Source organism: Anaerosacchariphilus polymeriproducens (assembly GCF_003363435.1).
Lineage (GTDB): Bacteria > Bacillota > Clostridia > Lachnospirales > Lachnospiraceae > Anaerosacchariphilus > Anaerosacchariphilus polymeriproducens.
Map to the genome: position 1 here is coordinate 344,697 of NZ_QRCT01000012.1, position 17,588 is coordinate 362,284.

The window sequence follows — 17,588 nt, forward strand, 5'->3', positions numbered from 1 at the left end:
ATATGAGTGAAGAACGAAAAGAAAAGACTTTTAAAGAACAATACTTGGCAGGGGAAATTGAATTTGAAGAAATCGATACTTATAGTCAACGATGGGGAAAAAGTGATGATATTAGGACCTTAAGAGAATATCTGGGTCTAAATGAAAAGGAAGAAGATATCTGGATCAGTGAAAGTGAGGAAGCACTTCAGGAAATACTCGATACGCAGAAGAGAACGAAGTAATTTAAAGTAAGGTGAAATGCAGATGATTAAAACAAATGTAATGCGTCTTTTGGATAAGGCAGGTATCTATTACGAAGTTAAGGAGTATCCGGTAGACGAAAATGATTTATCGGGAGTTCATGTGGCAGCTGTATTAGGGCAGTCGGTAGAACAAGTATTTAAGACATTGGTTTTAAAAGGAGACAAAATTGAATATATTGTTTGTTGCATCCCGGTTGCAGATGAGTTAAATCTAAAAAAGGTTGCAAATATTACCAATAATAAAAAAGTAGAAATGCTACATAGGAAGGATTTGCAGAAAGTAACCGGATATATCAGAGGCGGTTGTTCACCAATAGGGATGAAGAAAAAGTTTCCTACTTTTTTAGATGAGACAGGGATTTTATTTGACAAGATTGCAGTAAGTGCAGGTGTCAGAGGGGCTCAAATAATTATCAATCCTGAAGTATTATGTGAATTTTTGGAAGGGCAGTTTGAGGATTTAGTGAAGGTATAAAAGAAATGTTTGAAAAACTATTTAGAAATATATTTTTTATGATATTAATAACTCTTATATGTACCATGATATCCGTTTTTTTTGAACATATTAAAATGTCAGAATCCAATATAGTTATGATATATTTGCTTGGAATATTATTGTTTTCATTTATTGCGGAAGGATATGTTTATAGTTTTTTTGCCTCAGTTTTTGCTGTGCTTTTATATAACTTTTTTTTTACAGAACCATTCTATACTTTTAAGGTAAAAAATCCGGATTATATAATTACTTTTTTTGTTTTGTTTATTGTGGGATTTATTACAAGTATGCTTACTATCAGGGTAAAGCTAGGAAGACAGTTGCTGGAAGATAGAGAGGCATATATCTATTCTTTATATTTTATTGAAAAGCGATTGTTGAATGTCAAAAGTGGTGTAGAACTTGCAGAAGTATCTGCAGAAGAGCTTTATAAACAACTGAATGCGAATATAATGATAAAGTTTTTTGATTCTTCTGGAAAAATCACATGTTGTAAGGTTAGAGGGGAGGAAATATTTAGTGGTACTATAGATATTTCGGCATGTTTAGAAACTTTTCAATCGGGAAGTCCATGTGGAAAAGGCAGCAATTTATTTTCTGATGCTAAAGCGTTTTATATTCCAATTATAAGCCATAATGGTGTCCTGGGTGTTATTGGTATTTCATTAATAGAAGGCGGTAACTTGAGTAATACACAACTTGGATTTTTAGATGTTATTTTACCTCAGATAGCTGTAGTGTTAGAGCGTGAAAGGATTTATGAAAAGCAAAAGCAGACGCAAATGGAAATACAGGGAGAACGGTTGAGAGCGGATATGCTTAAAGCAGTTTCCCATGATTTTAGAACTCCACTTACAGGGATTATGGGTCTATCTAGTACATTTTTAGAAAATTATGAGCAGTTAAATGATTTGATTAAGAAGAATTTTTTACAGAGCATATATGAAGATGCAGATTGGTTAAATGAGTTAGTAGAAAATATATTACAGAAGACACGTTTTGATGAAGGAAGAGTAAAACTAAGATTGGAACAGGAAGCAGCAGAGGAAATTATTACGGAAGCAGTTACTCATGTTAAAAAGCGTGCGTTAAATCATAAAATTTCAGTAAAGATTCCTCATGAAATTGTATTAATCAATGTTGACGGAGTATTAATAAGGCAAGTGTTAGTTAATCTTTTGAATAATGCAATCAATTATACTCCTGAGAAAAGTGAAATAATAGTTTCGTTATATCATAAAGATGGTAAAGTTATATTTGAGGTAGCAGATAATGGCCCAGGTATCTCTCAAGAAGATATGTCAATTATATTTAATCAGTATGAGCAGAAAAATATCAATAAAATCTCAAAACGAAGAGGTGTAGGTCTAGGGTTATCTCTTTGTAAATCAATTGTAGAAGCTCATAATGGAAAGATATCCATCAGAAAGAATGAACCACATGGTACGAATGTAAGTTTTTATATTTTGACAAAGAAGGTGAATGAATCATGGAACCACTAATTTTGGTAGTTGACGATGAAAAATCTATACGCAATTTTCTTCAAGTGTCGATTGAAACTCAAGGATATAAATGTGTTGATACAGATAATGGTTCAAGCGCACTTATGTTAGCGGTTTCTCGGTGCCCGGATATCATCATCTTAGATCTTGGGTTACCAGATATAGATGGGTTGGAAGTGATTAAGAAGTTAAGAGCATTTTCCCAGGTTCCTATTATTGTCATTTCTGCCAGAGGGCATGATCGCGAGAAAGTAGAGGCACTTGATGCGGGAGCAGATGATTATTTGACGAAACCGTTTAGTGTTTTGGAATTACTTGCAAGAATACGTGTTATTCTGCGCCATAATTCTTTGAATGAAGCTCCTGCTGAAGCAGAAGATTTAATATATAAGATAAAGAATCTGGTTATTGATACTGATAAACGAAGAATTTGGCTGGATAACGAAGAGGTGAGACTAACCCCCAATGAATATAAAGTTTTAATGTTACTAGCCAAAAATCGAGGTAAAGTCCTTACACATAAGTTTATTACAAAAGATATCTGGGGAGGGATTTTGGCAGAAGATATTCAGTCACTGCGTGTATGTATGGGGAATTTGAGACGAAAATTAGGAGAAGATCCATCACAGCCGAAATATATAATAACAGAGATTGGAGTAGGATATCGTCTCGTTGATGAATAATTATAAATCTTAAATCAGTCTACTTAAATGATAATTCAATCATTTAAGTAGATTTTTTTTATTGAACTTTATACAAAACTTATAAGTTCATACTAAAACTTTATACAAAACTTAGGTAAAAAGGTTTATCTTATAAAAGAATTATGAAATGGAGGAATTGTTATGAGTAAAAAAGAATTATATTCGAAGGATATCTTAGAATGGATTAATGAGGCTATAGATTTATTGAATGGTAATAAACTTCAAGAATCTTATGAAATGATTATTAAAGCACTAGAGCAAAATCCAAATGCTCCAGAACCACAGAATCTTCTTGGTCTTTGGTATGAACTGCAAGGGGATAATGATATGGCCAGAAAACATTACAGAGCAGCATATGCTTTGGATCCGACATACAAATCAGCCAGCAGAAACCTAGAACGAGTATGCACAATTTTTACTTCCGATAGTAAAGTGATAGATTTGGAAGATGAAATACTAAAAGAACTGAAAGAAATAAAAACTGGTTACAGAAAATAAAATTTACATAGTTTTAGGAGGTAAATATGTATATCATAATTGTTGGCTGTGGGAAATTAGGGGGAAAACTGGCCAGAGAATTAGCTGACGAGGGAAATGATATCTGCATTGTTGACCGGGATAGTAATAAATTGAACGGATTGGGAAGTGGATTTAACGGTCAACGGATAACAGGAATTGAATTTGATAGTGATAAACTTAAAGAAGCTGGAATTGAAAGTGCAGATGTTCTTTTGGCAGTAACACCTGATGATAATATTAATATAACGGTTTCCCTTATTGCAGAGAAAATTTATAATGTTAAAAAGATTATTGCGAGAGTAAATGATCCGGGTAAGAAGTATATTTATAATACATTAGAAATTGAGGTTATTGATCCGGTCCAATATGAGATTGAGGTGCTGCAAAGTAAATTAGTTATGAAGAACGTAGAAGTTATTTCTTTTCTTGATAATGAATACGAGATTATTGAAGTCTTCGTAAATAAGCAAAAAGAAGTATTAGTTGGGGATATTGAAAACAGATATTCTTGTTTGATTTCAGGATTGGTCAAGAATAGTGAAGTAAGATTACCCAATAAAACGGATCGGATAAAAAGTGGAGACAGGATAATCTGTACGGTTCAAAAGAAGAATAAACAAGCATTAATAAATCTGTTTAACAAGGAGATATTATTATGAAATCTATAATAGTTGGTGGAGGAAAAATTGGTTATAACCTATTTAAGATATTAAAGGAGAGAGACCATCAAGTTACTTTAATAGAGCGGGATAAGGAGACTTGTTTAAATATTGCTGAAGATATTAATACAGATGTGATCTGGGGAGATGGAACAGAGTTAGAGGTGTTAAGAGATGCCGGAATTGAAGAGGCAGAGATTGTAGCAGCAGTTACAGGAAGTGATGAAGAAAATTTAGTTATCTGTAAAATCGCAAAGTTAAGTTTTGAAACGAAAAGAACGATTGCACGAGTTAACAATCCGAAGAATACGAAGATGTTTAAAAAACTTGGAATAGATAATACTGTCTGCAGTACCGAAGTAATTGCAAATTTAATAGAATATTCTTTAGATACAGATGATTATAGAATTATTAATACTTTAGAGAAAGGTGCTATGCTCTTAGTAGAATTAAGCATGAAGGAGTATTGTTGCTGGTGCGATCAATATTTAAGAGATCTTGTTTTACCACAGGAATGTGTTTTTGTATCAGTTTTACGTGGGGAACAGATTATTTATCCTAGGGGGGCCACAAAAATTTTACATAATGATAAGGTTTTAATTATAACAAATAAAAATGCATTAACTTTTCTGGTTAATGCGATATTCAGTAAAGGAAATAGAAAATGGAAGACAAGAAAAATGAAATCAGAGGTATAATTTTAGAATTATTCACAGTTATACTATATCTATTTATTACTTTTATTGCGGTATTGGTAATTATGAGGTGAAAGATGAAAAGAGAAAAAAAGAAGAAAGCCTATAGTATAGAAATCATTAGTTACTATACGGGTTATATTATATTTATTATATCTTCATTAATGATTATACCGGCAGTTGTTTCATTATTCTTTAGAGAATGGAGCGCTATGCTTGATTTTGTAATCAGTAGTTCAATTTCGTTTATATTTGGTCTGGCTTTGACTATGTTTGGTTTGAGAACGAGAGAGAGTAAATCTAATGTTCATTGGAAACATGGATTTGCAGTGGCAGCATTTTCTTGGCTTGTTTTAACAGTGCTATGTGCCATTCCTTATTCTTTAAGCGGGCATACGCAGTCGTTTTTAGATGCATGCTTTGATGTGATGAGCGGATTTACTACGACAGGTCTTGTACTCTTACAAGATTTAGATCATATATCGAACGGGTTGAATATGTGGAGACATATGTTGACGTTTATTGGGGGACAGGGAATGATAGTTTTGGGACTTACATTCTTAGTAAAGGAGACTGGCGGAGCTTATAAGATGTATGTGGCAGAAGGAAAAGATATTGAGTTACTTCCTAATGTAAAAGGGACTGCCAGACAGATTTGGAAGATTAGTATAGTTTATCTGGTTATTGGAACTGTTGTATTATGGATAATTGGAATGATAATAGGATTAAATCCAATATCAGCTTTATTTCATGGCTTTTACATATTTCAGTCAGCTTGGAGTACTGGGGGATTTGCTCCAAATTCACAGAACATTATGTATTATCATAGCATAATGTACGAAACAGTTTCTATGATTTTATTTATTTTGGGGTCATTAAACTTTGGTTTACATTATGCAATATGGCAGGGAAAAAGAAAAGAAGTAGTCAAAAATATTGAAACTCAAAGTTTTTTTATAACATCGTTTACTGTTTGTATTCTGGCGCTTGCAGGTTTATCAAGATTACATATATATCCGGATGCAGTTGCAGGTTTTAGAAGAATTATATTTAATGTATTGTCTGCTCATACAACAACTGGATTTGGTGCAGTTTATGCAAGACAGTTTATAAACGAATGGGGAGATTTCGGAGTCTTAATAATGGTAATAGCAATGCTTATAGGTGGTTCTGCATGTTCAACAGCAGGTGGATTTAAAGGATTGCGTGTAGGAATTGTTTTTAAAGGTTTGATTATGGATGTTAAAAAACTTCTTACTTCAGAAAGAAACATGAAGGTATATAAATTTCATTATATAAAAGAGCGGGTATTAGATGATGTCTTAATAAAATCTTCGGCAATTATAATTATCTGTTATATAGTGATATTTAGTATCGGAACATTACTTGGAACATATTATGGTTATTCCTTATCTGATTCTGCTTTTGAAGCAGCTTCAGTAACAGGAAACGTAGGATTATCCGGTGGGGTTACAACGCCTTCTATGCCGGTTTTATTAAAAGTATATTATATTATTGCAATGTATTTGGGAAGACTCGAATTTCTTACAGTGTTTGCATTAATTGGCTATATAATTGGAGGTATCAAAAAATATGTTAAGAATCGTTAAGGCAATTTTTTTAGTTATGATTTTTATTTTTGTCTTTCCATTAAATACAAGTGCACAAGATTTAATCAGTATCAATGACATGATTGAAAATGCAAAAGAGTATGATGGAAAACATGTTACAATTCAAGGGGAAGTGATTGGGGAATGTTTAGAAAGAGGAGAGTATTCTTGGATTAATATTAACGATGGAACAAATGCAATTGGCATATGGTTAAAAAACAGTGATACAAAAAGTATTAAATATTATGGAAATTATAAATACAGAGGTGATATTATAAAAATTAAAGGTATATTCAATCGTGCCTGTAAAGAGCACGGAGGGGAACCTGATATACATAATATTTCATTCGAAAAAATAAAGAGTGGCTTTTATATACAAGAAAATGTATCGGCTGCTAAAATATTTGTGTCTATTGTATTTGTTATTTCAGCCTTATTAATGTTTTTATTTTATTATAAGGTTTTCCGGGTGGAGAAAGGTATAAAATAATAGTTTTCTGTAAAATAGAAAAACCTTTGTTTGCTTTTATTTGCTGATTATTTTATAATTTAGTTAGGCGATTGTGAAATGGCAGATTTATTAAAAGAAAGGGAGATTTTATGGAAGACAAAAAATTTGCTTTACTGATAGATGCAGATAATATATCTGCAAAATATATTGCAGAAATATTAGAAGAGTTAACAAAATATGGTGTTGTGACATATAAAAGGATTTATGGAGATTGGACCAGTACACAGGCAACCAAATGGAAGGAGAAATTATTAGAGTATTCGATTACTCCTATACAGCAGTTTAGTAATACATCAGGGAAGAATGCTACTGATTCGACATTAATCATAGATGCAATGGATATTTTATATACGAAAAATGTGGATGGCTTCTGTATCGTATCCAGTGACAGTGATTTTACCCGTTTGGCCAGCAGACTGCGTGAGTCGGGCATGGAAGTAATTGGAATGGGAGAAGAAAAAACACCGGCTTCATTTCGGTCTGCCTGTACAATATTCACTAATTTAGAAATATTGTTGGATCAGGATGAAGAAGAGAAAGAAGAAGTAAGTAACAATATAGCTGTAATAAAGACGGATCATATTTCAGATGAGAAAGAGAATCCGCAGAAGAAGATGAATCATTTAAATGAAAAGAAAATGATTGAAAATACGATAGTAAATATCATAACAGAGAATGAAAACAAAGGTAAAGTAACAGGTCTTGGAGAAATTGGAAGCCGTCTTGTAAAAACATATCCGGATTTTGATGTCAGGAAATATGGTTTTAGTTTGTTATCAAAATTTTTAGAAGAAATTGATGCTTTTGAACTTAGCAAGAAAAATAGTACAATTACGGTAAGTTTAAAAGAAAATGGTGAATCTAAGAAAGAGATTATTCAGTTTATAATTGAAGAAGTACAAAAGAATACAAAAAAAGGTACGGATATAGGACAATTAAGTAATTCTGTTCATATTAAATATAAGAATTTCAACTTAAAAGATTATGGTTATTCTCAATTTTCTAAATTTCTACAGAGCATTGATGGGATTGAGATAAGAGAAGACATAAATAGAAGTAAACGTGCTTATCCTATATAGACCTGGGATTTGCATTATAAAGTAAACGACCGCTGTATTATGAATACTAATACAACGGTCGTTTAACTTTCATCTTTATTCACTTTTATCCTCTTTTCTATTTGTAAGATTATTTTAATTCCCTGCTCGTAAATAAAATTTACTTAGAAATGTTATATATATCAATCTATATTAATTATGATAATCCAAAGTTATAATTTATACCAATCGAAATATAAATTATTAAGATGCTGTCAATATATGTCACTTGAATATAAACCCTTTCTTAACCATATATTAGCTTTCCGGATAATATAATTTATGTATGGGGTTATACTTTCAGATTATATAGGAAGCTATCTTTCCAGTATCTATTTCTTTACATAGAATCCAGAATCTTTGAACTATTTTTTGTGGTAATATTCAATATAAGCTGCCAGCGATATATTACCTTTCCCAATTTCCTTTATGTTTTATAACATATTTGGAATCATAATTTTTAGAAAGGTCTTTCTTGCAAGGAACTGCTATGCAATACCACTCTTATATTGATGATATTAAAAAGCTATCCCATTGGAATCTACCTCCTATCTTTAAAGTATATTTGTTTTTTGTTAATATTATAATAACAGAGGGAACTGAAAATGTCAATACATTTTGTGGAAATCAGTATTATATTTTAGAAATAGAGATGAAAATCAAATATAAAACGACAATTTACTAAAAACGACATATAGTGACAATTAATTCGTTTGAGTAAAAGTATGAAAATACTGTAGATAGAAGAAAATATAGGAAGCCGGCATTGCGATAATTTTCATTTTTGCATATAATTACTATTAAAATACTAATAAGAGAGTGGCAGAAGAAAAAATCTTAGAAAGGTAGAGATACTAAAATTATAATTATGATAGATTATCGAGAAAGAAATATAAAAAAGATAGTAGATTACTTCGTCAGTGGTCGTAAAGAAAATTCATATGATTTAACATTAGGTTTAGAATTAGAGCATTTTGTGGTAGACAAAAAGACAAAAGAAACGGTTCATTTTTATGGAGAAAAGGGTATTGCTCAGATATTGGAAAGAATAAGTATTTACTATGATCAAGTGGAAAGATTCGAGGATTATATTGTTGGTCTGGGAAAAGATACAATTGCCATTTCCATAGAACCTGCGGCTCAAATAGAAGTGAGTATAACACCTAGCAGTAATATTCTGGAAATAGAGAAAATATATCAAAAATTTCTTATTGAAATCACTCCGGTTTTAGAGGAATGGGGTTATTGTCTTATTGAATCAGGGTATCAACCAAGAACGAAAGTGGACGAGATTCCATTGATACCTAAAAAACGTTATCAATATATGCAACAGTATTTTGAAATGAAGAACACCAATGGGAAATATATGATGAAAGGGACTGCTTCTACCCAGGTATCTATTGACTATTTTAGTGAGAAAGATTTTGTAGAAAAATATAAAGCGGCTTATCTGCTTCTTCCACTTTTAAGTCTGGTTACAGACAATTCACCAATTTTTGAAGGAGAATTATACAAAAACAATCTTTTGCGAGCCAAAATATGGGAAGAAGTAGATGAAGAACGTGTTAATATATTTAAATATCTAGATGAAAGAGAATTGACATTTGAAGCATATGCAAGATTTGTTTATCAAGTGCCGCTTATTTTTTATGAAGATGAACAAAAGTTAATCAAAACAAATCAGTCGGCCAAAGAGATATATAAAAATAAAGAAATGGATTTGAAAGAAATGGAACATGTTTTATCCATGGTGTTTCCGGATGTTCGATTAAAAAAATATGTAGAAATCAGATACGCTGACAGTCTTCCAATTGAGGGAGTACTTTCCTATCTGGCATTCGTGAAAGGTCTTTTTGTAGAGATGAACAGTTTAAATCAGTGGATTGAATCTTTAGAGATAAAAGATTTTGAGCAACAGACAATTGGGAAATATAACATTATGGAAAATGGATTAGAAGGTATCATTTATAACAGACCGGTAAAAGAATTACTAAACGAGCTATTTTCATTGGCAAAAAGCAACTTAATAGGAGATGAAAAAAATCACCTTGAAAGATTAGAAAGACAATTAATCAATGATAAAATTTTATTTAAGAATAAGGAATTAGATAAGTTACTATAAAGAGTTAAAGGAGCAAAAGAATGAACACTAATATGGAAACATTTAATTTGTTGTATAAAGAAGTTATTGAAAAAGACTTTGAAGAGAACTTGAAAACAGCGAAAGAGTCATTATACTATTTAGATAAATCTACAGCCAAATATAAAGGTGAGACAATCTATTCTTTATATATGGCAAAAGCATTTCCGGATGATGTAGTAGATTATTTAAAAGAAGCATCTGAGATTATGTATGGATTACTTAAGAAAGTAATGAATGAATATATAGAAAAAGAAGATTACAGAAAGTTATTTGGTTTTCAACAGGAATTAGAAGAATTAATTTTAGATGTACCACCATATCAAAATATATTGCCAATTGCACGACTTGATATCTTTTTAAATGAAAAAGACCTCTCTTTTAAATTTTGCGAATTTAATGCGGATGGTTGCAGTTCTATGAATGAAGACAGAGAATTGAATATAGCATTACAAAAGACAGCAGCGTATAAAGAATTATCCAGAGATTATGAAATAGAGTCTTTCGAACTATTTGAAACCTGGGTCAAGGAGTTTATGGATATTTATAAAACATATCCTGATAAAGTTGAGCAACCTAATATAGGAATTGTGGATTTTTTAGAAAAAGGCTGCTCAATGGAAGAATTCGAAGAATTTAAAAAAAGTTTTCAAAGAGCCGGTCATCATGCACAAATTTGTGAGATACGTGATATGAAGTTTGATGGGGAACATTTATATGCGCCGGATGGAACTGTGATTCATGCAATATATAGAAGAGCTGTTACATCAGATATTATGGAACATTTTGAAGAAGTTGAAGATTTCATGAATGCAGTTAAAAATCATAAGGTGTGTTTAATTGGAAGTTTCTGTACCCAGATCATTCATAATAAAATTTTATTTTATCTCTTACACTGTCAAAGGACTCAAGATTTTCTTGATAAAGAGGAGATTCAATTTATTAACAGGCATATACCTTATACGGTAAGTCTTACAGAGCAGGAAGTTTTTAAGAATGCAGTGTTAGATAATAAGGATAAGTGGATTATTAAACCAGAGGATTCTTATGGGGCTAGAGGGATTTTTGCTGGACTTCACTTTTCATTAGAACAATGGAAAAAGATTGTAGAAGAAAATATGGATACTTGTTATATTTTGCAGGAATTTGTATTGCCATATCAATCATTTAATATAGACTTTAAGAAAAAAGAGCCTAAATTTCGAAAGTATAGTAATTTAACAGGAATGTATGTTTATAATGGAAAATTTGCCGGTATTTATTCCAGGCAGTCAGAGCATGAGATCATATCTAGTCAATATGATGAAAATGATGTTGCTTCAGTTAAGGTATCGAAGAAAGAGGTCAAAAGTGAAGATTTTAATTGATGCAGATGCTTGTCCGGTAACGGATATTACGATACAAATAGCAAAAGAAAAAGAAATTGAAGTCAGGATTTTCTGTGATACCAGTCATATTATCAACTCAGATTATGCAGAAGTATTTGTGGTAAGTCAGGGGGCAGATGCTGTTGATTTTGCTTTGTTGAATCAAACAGAGAAAAATGATATTGTAGTTACACAAGATTATGGAGTAGCAGCTATGGTACTGGGGAAAGAAGCACATCCAATTCATCAAAACGGCAGGTGGTATACCAACGAAAATATTGATCAAATGCTGTTTGAGAGACATGTTCTGAAAAAAGAGAGAAGAAAATCTTCCAAGATCCATGGAAAAGGTATTAAGAAAAGAACCCTGGAAGATGACTTGAAATTTGAAGAATCATTCAAAAATTTAATAGAAAAATTTAAGTAATTATTTATTTTTTGATTTATTAAAACAACATAGGACCTCTTGTTTAATAATATCTGAATATACCTGCAAAGACTCTGTTTGAATTACTTTGATCACGTTTTCAAAGTTAGCTTCAGGGCATAAGGAAGGATATAAATTTTCACGGTTTAAAATATATTCGGGATTGAAATTAACGGTTTCCTGGTCTTTGAATAATGCAATATAAAATATCCCTGTTTCTACCAAGTCTTGGAAGAAATGAGAACCATATGATAATTCGGGCATGAATCCTTCGGACCCATAGGCAACTTCACAGATTACAGACATATTACTAAGTTCAGTAAAATGTACAGGAACTCCAAGAGATGGTGTTGTCGTGCCCCAGCGTCCCGGTCCTATGAGCAAGGAGGAAGTATTTTTCAAGGCTTGATTAATAATACCGATTTGTCTTGCAATAGAATATTTTTCTTTTTCTGTACATGAAAGATATTCTTTTACATCAATAAATACTACATAATCAATAGAAAGACGTACGTTTCCTCCCATAAAATTTCCTTTTGAATAAAAAAAGCAATCATTTGGATTGTGTAGTTTTGGTATTTCAACAGTTTTTCCAAGACCTTTTGTCTGGAGAGGACGGCATTGTATCAGATTAAATTTAAAATTGTTTTCTGATGTAAAGTTTCCTGTAAATTCTATGTCTACAGGATAATCGTATTTTTCTGATAACAATTGGAGTAGTTTTTTCATGATAACAGGAAATTGAGTTTGGGATAAAAGTTTTTTGAAATTTAGTGTATAAGGTACCGGTCTGTCATAATATCCTAAAGCCCTAAGACGAGAGGCTTCTTCAAAATCCTGACTTGCAAATAGAGTTTTAGGAACTGCGATATCGTTTGTTAGAATGTCATCCAGATCGATTGTTGTCAAGGTATTGGTTTCCAAATTCAAAACGTCTGCTTTGTGTTGGGAAAATTTTTTTTCATCTTCAGAAGCCATTAAAGGAAGACGAGTTGGTTCATCTAGAGCTACAATTCGAACATAATCACCTATCACGCGGTCAACAGCTCTGGTACCAAGCCCAAATACGAGACGCAGCATTCCGGCATCCATATCCATATTCTTGTCCCAGACGTATAGATTAGAAGAATTTCCAACTCCTGCAATATGAGGGAAAAAGTATTTTCCATAATAATCTCCTGATACACGCTGCACTAATATTGCCATTTGTTCATCTTTTTCTGCGAGTCCCCGATTGATACGATAGTTTAAGGCATCGACATTCATCGTACTAGCGTAGACATGGCGTATGGCTTGTTCAAATTCTTGGAGACGTTTTGATGGAGTGCCTTGATTTACACAAAAAACACTTTCGTATTTCCCAGCAAAGGCATTTCCGAAATTATCCTCTAATAAAGAACTAGATCTTACAATAATTGGGGATTGCCCAAAATATTCCAACATATGAATAAATTCATCTTCAATAGACTCAGAAAAAGTACCTTCTAATAATTTATCATGTAATTCTTGAGCTAATGAAAAATAGCCTTCTTCTGTTTTCTGTCTGGTCCGTAGTTCCCACCAATCATTTTGTACAATATAAGTATAGAAAACATCGGAACCAATATAGAAGGAATCATGGGATTCCATATAGGGTTTAAAGTACGCCTTATATTCTTCTTCAGAAGTTATGATTCTACGGGATAAAAGCATACCTACACTTTTACCGCCTATATAACCGGTACCGATTTCCCGGGATGCTATTTTTAGAATATCTTTTAGTTTAAAATATTGATTGCAAAGTTCAAACATTCGGGAGTCTTTACCGATTAAAATAGAAATCAATAGTTCTTTCATTTTCTGCTGTGTTTCTTCATCAAGATTTAAAGCTTCTTTCGCTTTGTTGATGGTAACATCCCAATAATCTAAACGTTCATTGTTCCAATCAAAACTTGAAAATAATTCAGCTGCTTTAGCGCTGGCAGTGATACAAACGGTTCCATTATCTTGAATAAGATGGGGAAAAAACATCGTAGGAGAGTAGCGTTGCCATACTTTTAGAGGGTGTATATAAAGATCTCCTTCTATATTATATAAATCTAACAATAATTGAGTGGTTTCCCGGATTCTTGCAATGGTTTCAAAGGTATGAGTGTTCCGTATTACTGCAAAGTAAGCAATTGTATCAAGAGTATATAAGTAAGGACAGGTGACTTTAAAAAAGTTTCCAATCATTAAATCGGAATACCAAAAGCGCAATAAATCAGTTAGACAGTCGAAGACATAAAAGGCTTCCAGACCTTCTGCCGTAATGATATTATGAATTTCTGTGGCAAAACTTTCAAACCCCAAAAAGGCATCAATATGATAAAGAGAAACTTGCTCTAGTTCATCTATTACAGGCTCATGATTACCGAACCGAATATAAATTAAATGTCGTCCCTCATTTTTTGCCTGCGTAATATATGGAGCTACAATTTTTTTATAGTCTTTAATGGAATCCACTTGCCAGACCACATTATCTCCTAATCTCAACATATCAATGGTTTTGTCAAAACCTGTTAGACCTGTACTTATTTTTATCATAATGACCTCCTCTTAAAAAAATAAGCATGACAAATATAAGACGCCTTTGTCATGCTTATTCCTGTAAGATTTTTATAGTAAATATAAATTTAGCAGATTCCTTGAGCTGTCATAGCTTCAACAACTTTTTCAAAACCGGCAATATTAGCCCCAATTACATAATTGCCTTCAGCATTATAACGTTTTGCAGCGTCAGCCATGTTGTGCGTTATATTAACCATGATTTGTTTCAGTTTAGCATCTACTTCTTCAAATGTCCAGCTTAATCGTTCACTGTTTTGTGACATTTCAAGAGCAGAAGTAGCAACACCACCGGCATTTGCAGCTTTACCCGGCGCAAATAATACTTTATTTGCTAAGAAATATTCTGTAGCTTCTAATGTAGTAGGCATGTTTGCTCCTTCACCCACTGCAATGCATCCATTAGCCACTAAAGTTTTTGCATCTTCAATATCTAACTCGTTTTGAGTTGCACAAGGAAGGGCGATATCAACTTTAATGTTCCAAACACCTTTTCCTTCATGATACTCTGAATTTGGACGGTAATTTTTGTATTCTGTTAATCTTGCACGTTTCACTTCTTTGATTTCTTTTAATGCTTCTACATCAATGCCTTCCGGATCGTAGACCCATCCTGTAGAGTCAGATGCTGTCACACATTTAGCACCTAATTGATGTGCTTTTTGAATCGCATAGATGGCAACATTTCCTGAACCGGAAACAGCAACAGTTTTTCCTGCAATGTCCATTCCGTTTATTTTTAATAATTCTTCTGTAAGATATAATAAGCCATATCCGGTAGCTTCTGTTCTAGCCAAAGATCCACCATAAGATAATCCTTTGCCTGTAAGAACGCCTTCGTATACTCCACGGATTCTCTTATATTGACCGAACATATAACCAATTTCTCTACCTCCGGTTCCGATATCACCAGCAGGAACGTCTGTGTCAGCGCCAATGTGTTTGCATAATTCTGTCATGAAGCTTTGGCAGAAAGCCATAACTTCTCTATCTGATCTGCCTTTAGGATCAAAGTCAGAACCACCTTTACCACCACCAATTGGCAGACCTGTAAGGGAATTCTTGAATATCTGTTCAAACCCCAAAAATTTAATAATTCCTAAATTTACGGATGGATGTAAACGTAAACCGCCTTTGTATGGTCCGATTGCACTATTGAATTGTACACGATAACCTGTGTTTACATGAACTTGTCCTTTGTCATCTACCCATGGCACACGGAATTTTATTTGACGTTCTGGTTCCACTAATCTTTCAAGTAAAGCATCTTTTCTGAATTTTTCTTCATTTGCATCCACAACAACCCTCAAAGATTCCATAACTTCTTTGACCGCTTGGTGGAACTCAGGTTCGCTTGGGTTTTTTGCAACAACTGCTTCAATGATCTCGTCTACGTATGACATTAATAAATCCTCCTTAAATATATTATATAATAGTTTTTGTATATAAACATTCTGTCATGCATAACAGAAGTATATAAATCTTTTTTCACATTAAAAAAAGGTGCACTTAGGCACCAAAAAAGATAAGAACACCTATGTATTCTTATTCGTCACGACGCCTTTGTCTGATGAGATTGTATCATAAATAGTAGTCTAAAGCAAGGAAAAATTGAAAAATAAGGAAGTTTATTGCAAGTCAATAAATGAAAAATTGCAATGTGAGTATTAAAGTGTTAGAATAACAATTGGAAATGACGCGGAATAATGATAAAAAAATCAATAGTCAGAAAATAAAGAAGAAGAAATAAAATTAAAAGACAATACCCGCAACTATAAAACTTGTGTGGTTAGAACCCTTATGTTATATTAAAAAACGGATATGAACCAAAATTTTATTTTTTGAATGTACGAGGAAGACGATATGATAATAATTAAGGGAAAATACAACGAAGCAATTATATATACAGATACATTAGAAGATACAGCGTATAACCAAATTCAGACTTTGTGTAATCAAGAGTTTACTAACGGTTCCAGAATAAGAATTATGCCTGATGTACATGCAGGAGCCGGATGTACAATAGGTACGACTATGTCAATTAAGGATAAAGCAGTTCCTAATTTGGTAGGCGTAGATATTGGGTGCGGGGTAGAAACGATTCAGATTAAGAATAAGCATATCGAATTAGAGAAGTTAGATAAATTAATATATGAAAAAATACCTTCCGGTTTTAAGGTTAGAGAGAATGCCCATAGGTATAATGAGGATATTGATTTAAATCAACTTAAGTGTTTAGGGACTGGAAAAATAAATATTATGAGAGCGGAAAAAAGCCTTGGAACACTAGGCGGAGGAAATCATTTTATCGAAGTGGATAAGGATGAAGAAGGCAAGCTTTATTTTGTTGTACATTCCGGAAGCAGACATTTAGGTCTGGAAGTTGCAAATTATTATCAAAATAAGGCTTACAATGAATTAGAGCAATCTCAAGTAAAGATGGAGATACCCAAACCACTAGCTTACGTAGAAGGTCAATTATTTGAAGACTATATTCATGATATGAAGATTGTACAAAGATTTGCTTTGCTAAATAGAAAAGCAATTATGGATGAATTGATTCGTGGAATGAAGTTGAAAGTAGTGGAAGAGTTTACGACCATTCATAATTATATTGATATCGATGATATGATTTTGAGAAAAGGTGCAGTCTCAGCAAAGGAAGGGGAAAAACTGATTATTCCTATTAATATGAGAGACGGTTCCTTGATTTGTATTGGTAAAGGAAATGAAGAATGGAATTGTTCAGCCCCACATGGAGCAGGCAGGTTAATGTCAAGGTCAACAGCAAAAAATTCGTATACGGTCTCGGAGTTCAAGAAGCAGATGAAAGGGATTTACTCAACGTCTATAAAAGCAGAAACACTGGATGAGTGTCCTATGGCGTATAAAAATATGGATGATATTATCAACAATATAAGTGAAACTGTTATCATAAAAAACAGAATCAAGCCTGTTTATAATTTTAAAGCAGGTGAAGAATAAATATAAAAATAAGGAACCAATTTTTTTCTGTCAAGCATTTTTGAC

Annotated in this window: 16 protein-coding genes; 14 read left to right on the top strand and 2 right to left on the bottom strand. The window is 32.6% G+C overall.

Features of this window, described 5'->3' with window-relative positions:
- Positions 1 to 2: 2 nt before the first annotated feature.
- From DWV06_RS04460 to DWV06_RS04525, 13 genes are all read left to right on the top strand, one after another.
- Positions 3 to 224: a hypothetical protein gene (locus DWV06_RS04460; RefSeq protein ID WP_115480958.1), complete on the top strand. Its 222-nt coding sequence runs from the start codon at positions 3 to 5 to the stop codon at positions 222 to 224.
- Positions 225 to 246: 22 nt separating this feature from the next.
- A complete protein-coding gene (gene ybaK, locus DWV06_RS04465; RefSeq protein ID WP_115480959.1) occupies positions 247 to 720 on the top strand; it encodes a Cys-tRNA(Pro) deacylase in 474 nt (157 codons plus the stop codon).
- A gap of 5 nt (positions 721 to 725) precedes the next feature.
- Positions 726 to 2,243, top strand: a complete 1,518-nt coding sequence (locus tag DWV06_RS04470) for a DUF4118 domain-containing protein (protein ID WP_115480960.1) — start codon at positions 726 to 728, stop codon at positions 2,241 to 2,243.
- Entirely contained in the window at positions 2,228 to 2,926 is a 699-nt protein-coding gene (locus DWV06_RS04475; protein ID WP_334293999.1) for a response regulator transcription factor, read from the top strand. Before DWV06_RS04470 ends, DWV06_RS04475 begins: the two co-directional genes overlap by 16 nt.
- Positions 2,927 to 3,088: 162 nt before the next feature.
- Positions 3,089 to 3,445, top strand: a complete 357-nt coding sequence (locus DWV06_RS04480) for a tetratricopeptide repeat protein (RefSeq protein WP_115480962.1) — start codon at positions 3,089 to 3,091, stop codon at positions 3,443 to 3,445.
- Between the two features lie 26 nt (positions 3,446 to 3,471).
- Positions 3,472 to 4,125: a potassium channel family protein gene (locus DWV06_RS04485; protein ID WP_115480963.1), complete on the top strand. Its 654-nt coding sequence runs from the start codon at positions 3,472 to 3,474 to the stop codon at positions 4,123 to 4,125.
- Complete coding sequence (locus DWV06_RS04490) at positions 4,122 to 4,823, top strand: potassium channel family protein (protein ID WP_115480964.1); 702 nt, start codon at positions 4,122 to 4,124, stop codon at positions 4,821 to 4,823. Before DWV06_RS04485 ends, DWV06_RS04490 begins: the two co-directional genes overlap by 4 nt.
- 74 nt (positions 4,824 to 4,897) lie before the next feature.
- Positions 4,898 to 6,430, top strand: coding sequence for a TrkH family potassium uptake protein (locus tag DWV06_RS04495; protein WP_115480965.1), 1,533 nt, complete (start codon positions 4,898 to 4,900; stop codon positions 6,428 to 6,430).
- Positions 6,414 to 6,920 (top strand): DNA-binding protein, encoded by a 507-nt coding sequence (locus tag DWV06_RS04500; RefSeq protein ID WP_115480966.1) that lies wholly within the window; start codon positions 6,414 to 6,416, stop codon positions 6,918 to 6,920. The genes DWV06_RS04495 and DWV06_RS04500 overlap by 17 nt, the downstream gene beginning before the upstream one ends.
- 110 nt (positions 6,921 to 7,030) lie before the next feature.
- Positions 7,031 to 8,020: an NYN domain-containing protein gene (locus DWV06_RS04505; protein WP_115480967.1), complete on the top strand. Its 990-nt coding sequence runs from the start codon at positions 7,031 to 7,033 to the stop codon at positions 8,018 to 8,020.
- Between the two features lie 886 nt (positions 8,021 to 8,906).
- Positions 8,907 to 10,160 carry a glutamate-cysteine ligase family protein gene (locus DWV06_RS04515; RefSeq protein WP_115480969.1) on the top strand — a complete coding sequence of 418 codons (1,254 nt, stop codon included), beginning with the start codon at positions 8,907 to 8,909 and terminating at the stop codon, positions 10,158 to 10,160.
- Between the two features lie 20 nt (positions 10,161 to 10,180).
- Positions 10,181 to 11,545 carry a glutathionylspermidine synthase family protein gene (locus DWV06_RS04520; RefSeq protein ID WP_115480970.1) on the top strand — a complete coding sequence of 455 codons (1,365 nt, stop codon included), beginning with the start codon at positions 10,181 to 10,183 and terminating at the stop codon, positions 11,543 to 11,545.
- The gene (locus DWV06_RS04525) at positions 11,529 to 11,972 is read left to right on the top strand and encodes a YaiI/YqxD family protein (protein ID WP_115480971.1); all 444 of its coding nucleotides are present in this window, start codon (positions 11,529 to 11,531) and stop codon (positions 11,970 to 11,972) included. Before DWV06_RS04520 ends, DWV06_RS04525 begins: the two co-directional genes overlap by 17 nt.
- Here DWV06_RS04525 and DWV06_RS04530 read toward each other — a convergent pair whose 3' ends face one another.
- Together DWV06_RS04530 and gdhA are read right to left on the bottom strand one after the other, a co-directional pair.
- On the bottom strand, positions 11,973 to 14,537 hold the full coding sequence (locus DWV06_RS04530) for a PEP/pyruvate-binding domain-containing protein (RefSeq protein WP_115480972.1): 2,565 nt from the start codon (positions 14,535 to 14,537) through the stop codon (positions 11,973 to 11,975).
- Between the two features lie 89 nt (positions 14,538 to 14,626).
- Positions 14,627 to 15,961, bottom strand: coding sequence for an NADP-specific glutamate dehydrogenase (gene gdhA, locus DWV06_RS04535; RefSeq protein ID WP_115480973.1), 1,335 nt, complete (start codon positions 15,959 to 15,961; stop codon positions 14,627 to 14,629).
- 460 nt (positions 15,962 to 16,421) lie between these two features.
- On the opposite strand from gdhA, the gene DWV06_RS04540 reads away from it, so the two are divergent.
- Positions 16,422 to 17,543 carry an RtcB family protein gene (locus tag DWV06_RS04540; RefSeq protein ID WP_115480974.1) on the top strand — a complete coding sequence of 374 codons (1,122 nt, stop codon included), beginning with the start codon at positions 16,422 to 16,424 and terminating at the stop codon, positions 17,541 to 17,543.
- Positions 17,544 to 17,588 lie beyond the last annotated feature (45 nt).

Bases quoted from the DNA above. Each gene is read 5' to 3' on its own strand.
- DWV06_RS04460 (WP_115480958.1), top strand. From the start codon at position 3: ATGAGTGAAGAACGAAAAGAAAAGACTTTTAAAGAACAATACTTGGCA.
- ybaK (WP_115480959.1), top strand. From the start codon at position 247: ATGATTAAAACAAATGTAATGCGTCTTTTGGATAAGGCAGGTATCTAT.
- DWV06_RS04470 (WP_115480960.1), top strand. From the start codon at position 726: ATGTTTGAAAAACTATTTAGAAATATATTTTTTATGATATTAATAACT.
- DWV06_RS04480 (WP_115480962.1), top strand. From the start codon at position 3,089: ATGAGTAAAAAAGAATTATATTCGAAGGATATCTTAGAATGGATTAAT.
- DWV06_RS04485 (WP_115480963.1), top strand. From the start codon at position 3,472: ATGTATATCATAATTGTTGGCTGTGGGAAATTAGGGGGAAAACTGGCC.
- DWV06_RS04490 (WP_115480964.1), top strand. From the start codon at position 4,122: ATGAAATCTATAATAGTTGGTGGAGGAAAAATTGGTTATAACCTATTT.
- DWV06_RS04495 (WP_115480965.1), top strand. From the start codon at position 4,898: ATGAAAAGAGAAAAAAAGAAGAAAGCCTATAGTATAGAAATCATTAGT.
- DWV06_RS04500 (WP_115480966.1), top strand. From the start codon at position 6,414: ATGTTAAGAATCGTTAAGGCAATTTTTTTAGTTATGATTTTTATTTTT.
- DWV06_RS04505 (WP_115480967.1), top strand. From the start codon at position 7,031: ATGGAAGACAAAAAATTTGCTTTACTGATAGATGCAGATAATATATCT.
- DWV06_RS04515 (WP_115480969.1), top strand. From the start codon at position 8,907: ATGATAGATTATCGAGAAAGAAATATAAAAAAGATAGTAGATTACTTC.
- DWV06_RS04520 (WP_115480970.1), top strand. From the start codon at position 10,181: ATGAACACTAATATGGAAACATTTAATTTGTTGTATAAAGAAGTTATT.
- DWV06_RS04530 (WP_115480972.1), bottom strand. From the start codon at position 14,537: ATGATAAAAATAAGTACAGGTCTAACAGGTTTTGACAAAACCATTGAT.
- gdhA (WP_115480973.1), bottom strand. From the start codon at position 15,961: ATGTCATACGTAGACGAGATCATTGAAGCAGTTGTTGCAAAAAACCCA.
- DWV06_RS04540 (WP_115480974.1), top strand. From the start codon at position 16,422: ATGATAATAATTAAGGGAAAATACAACGAAGCAATTATATATACAGAT.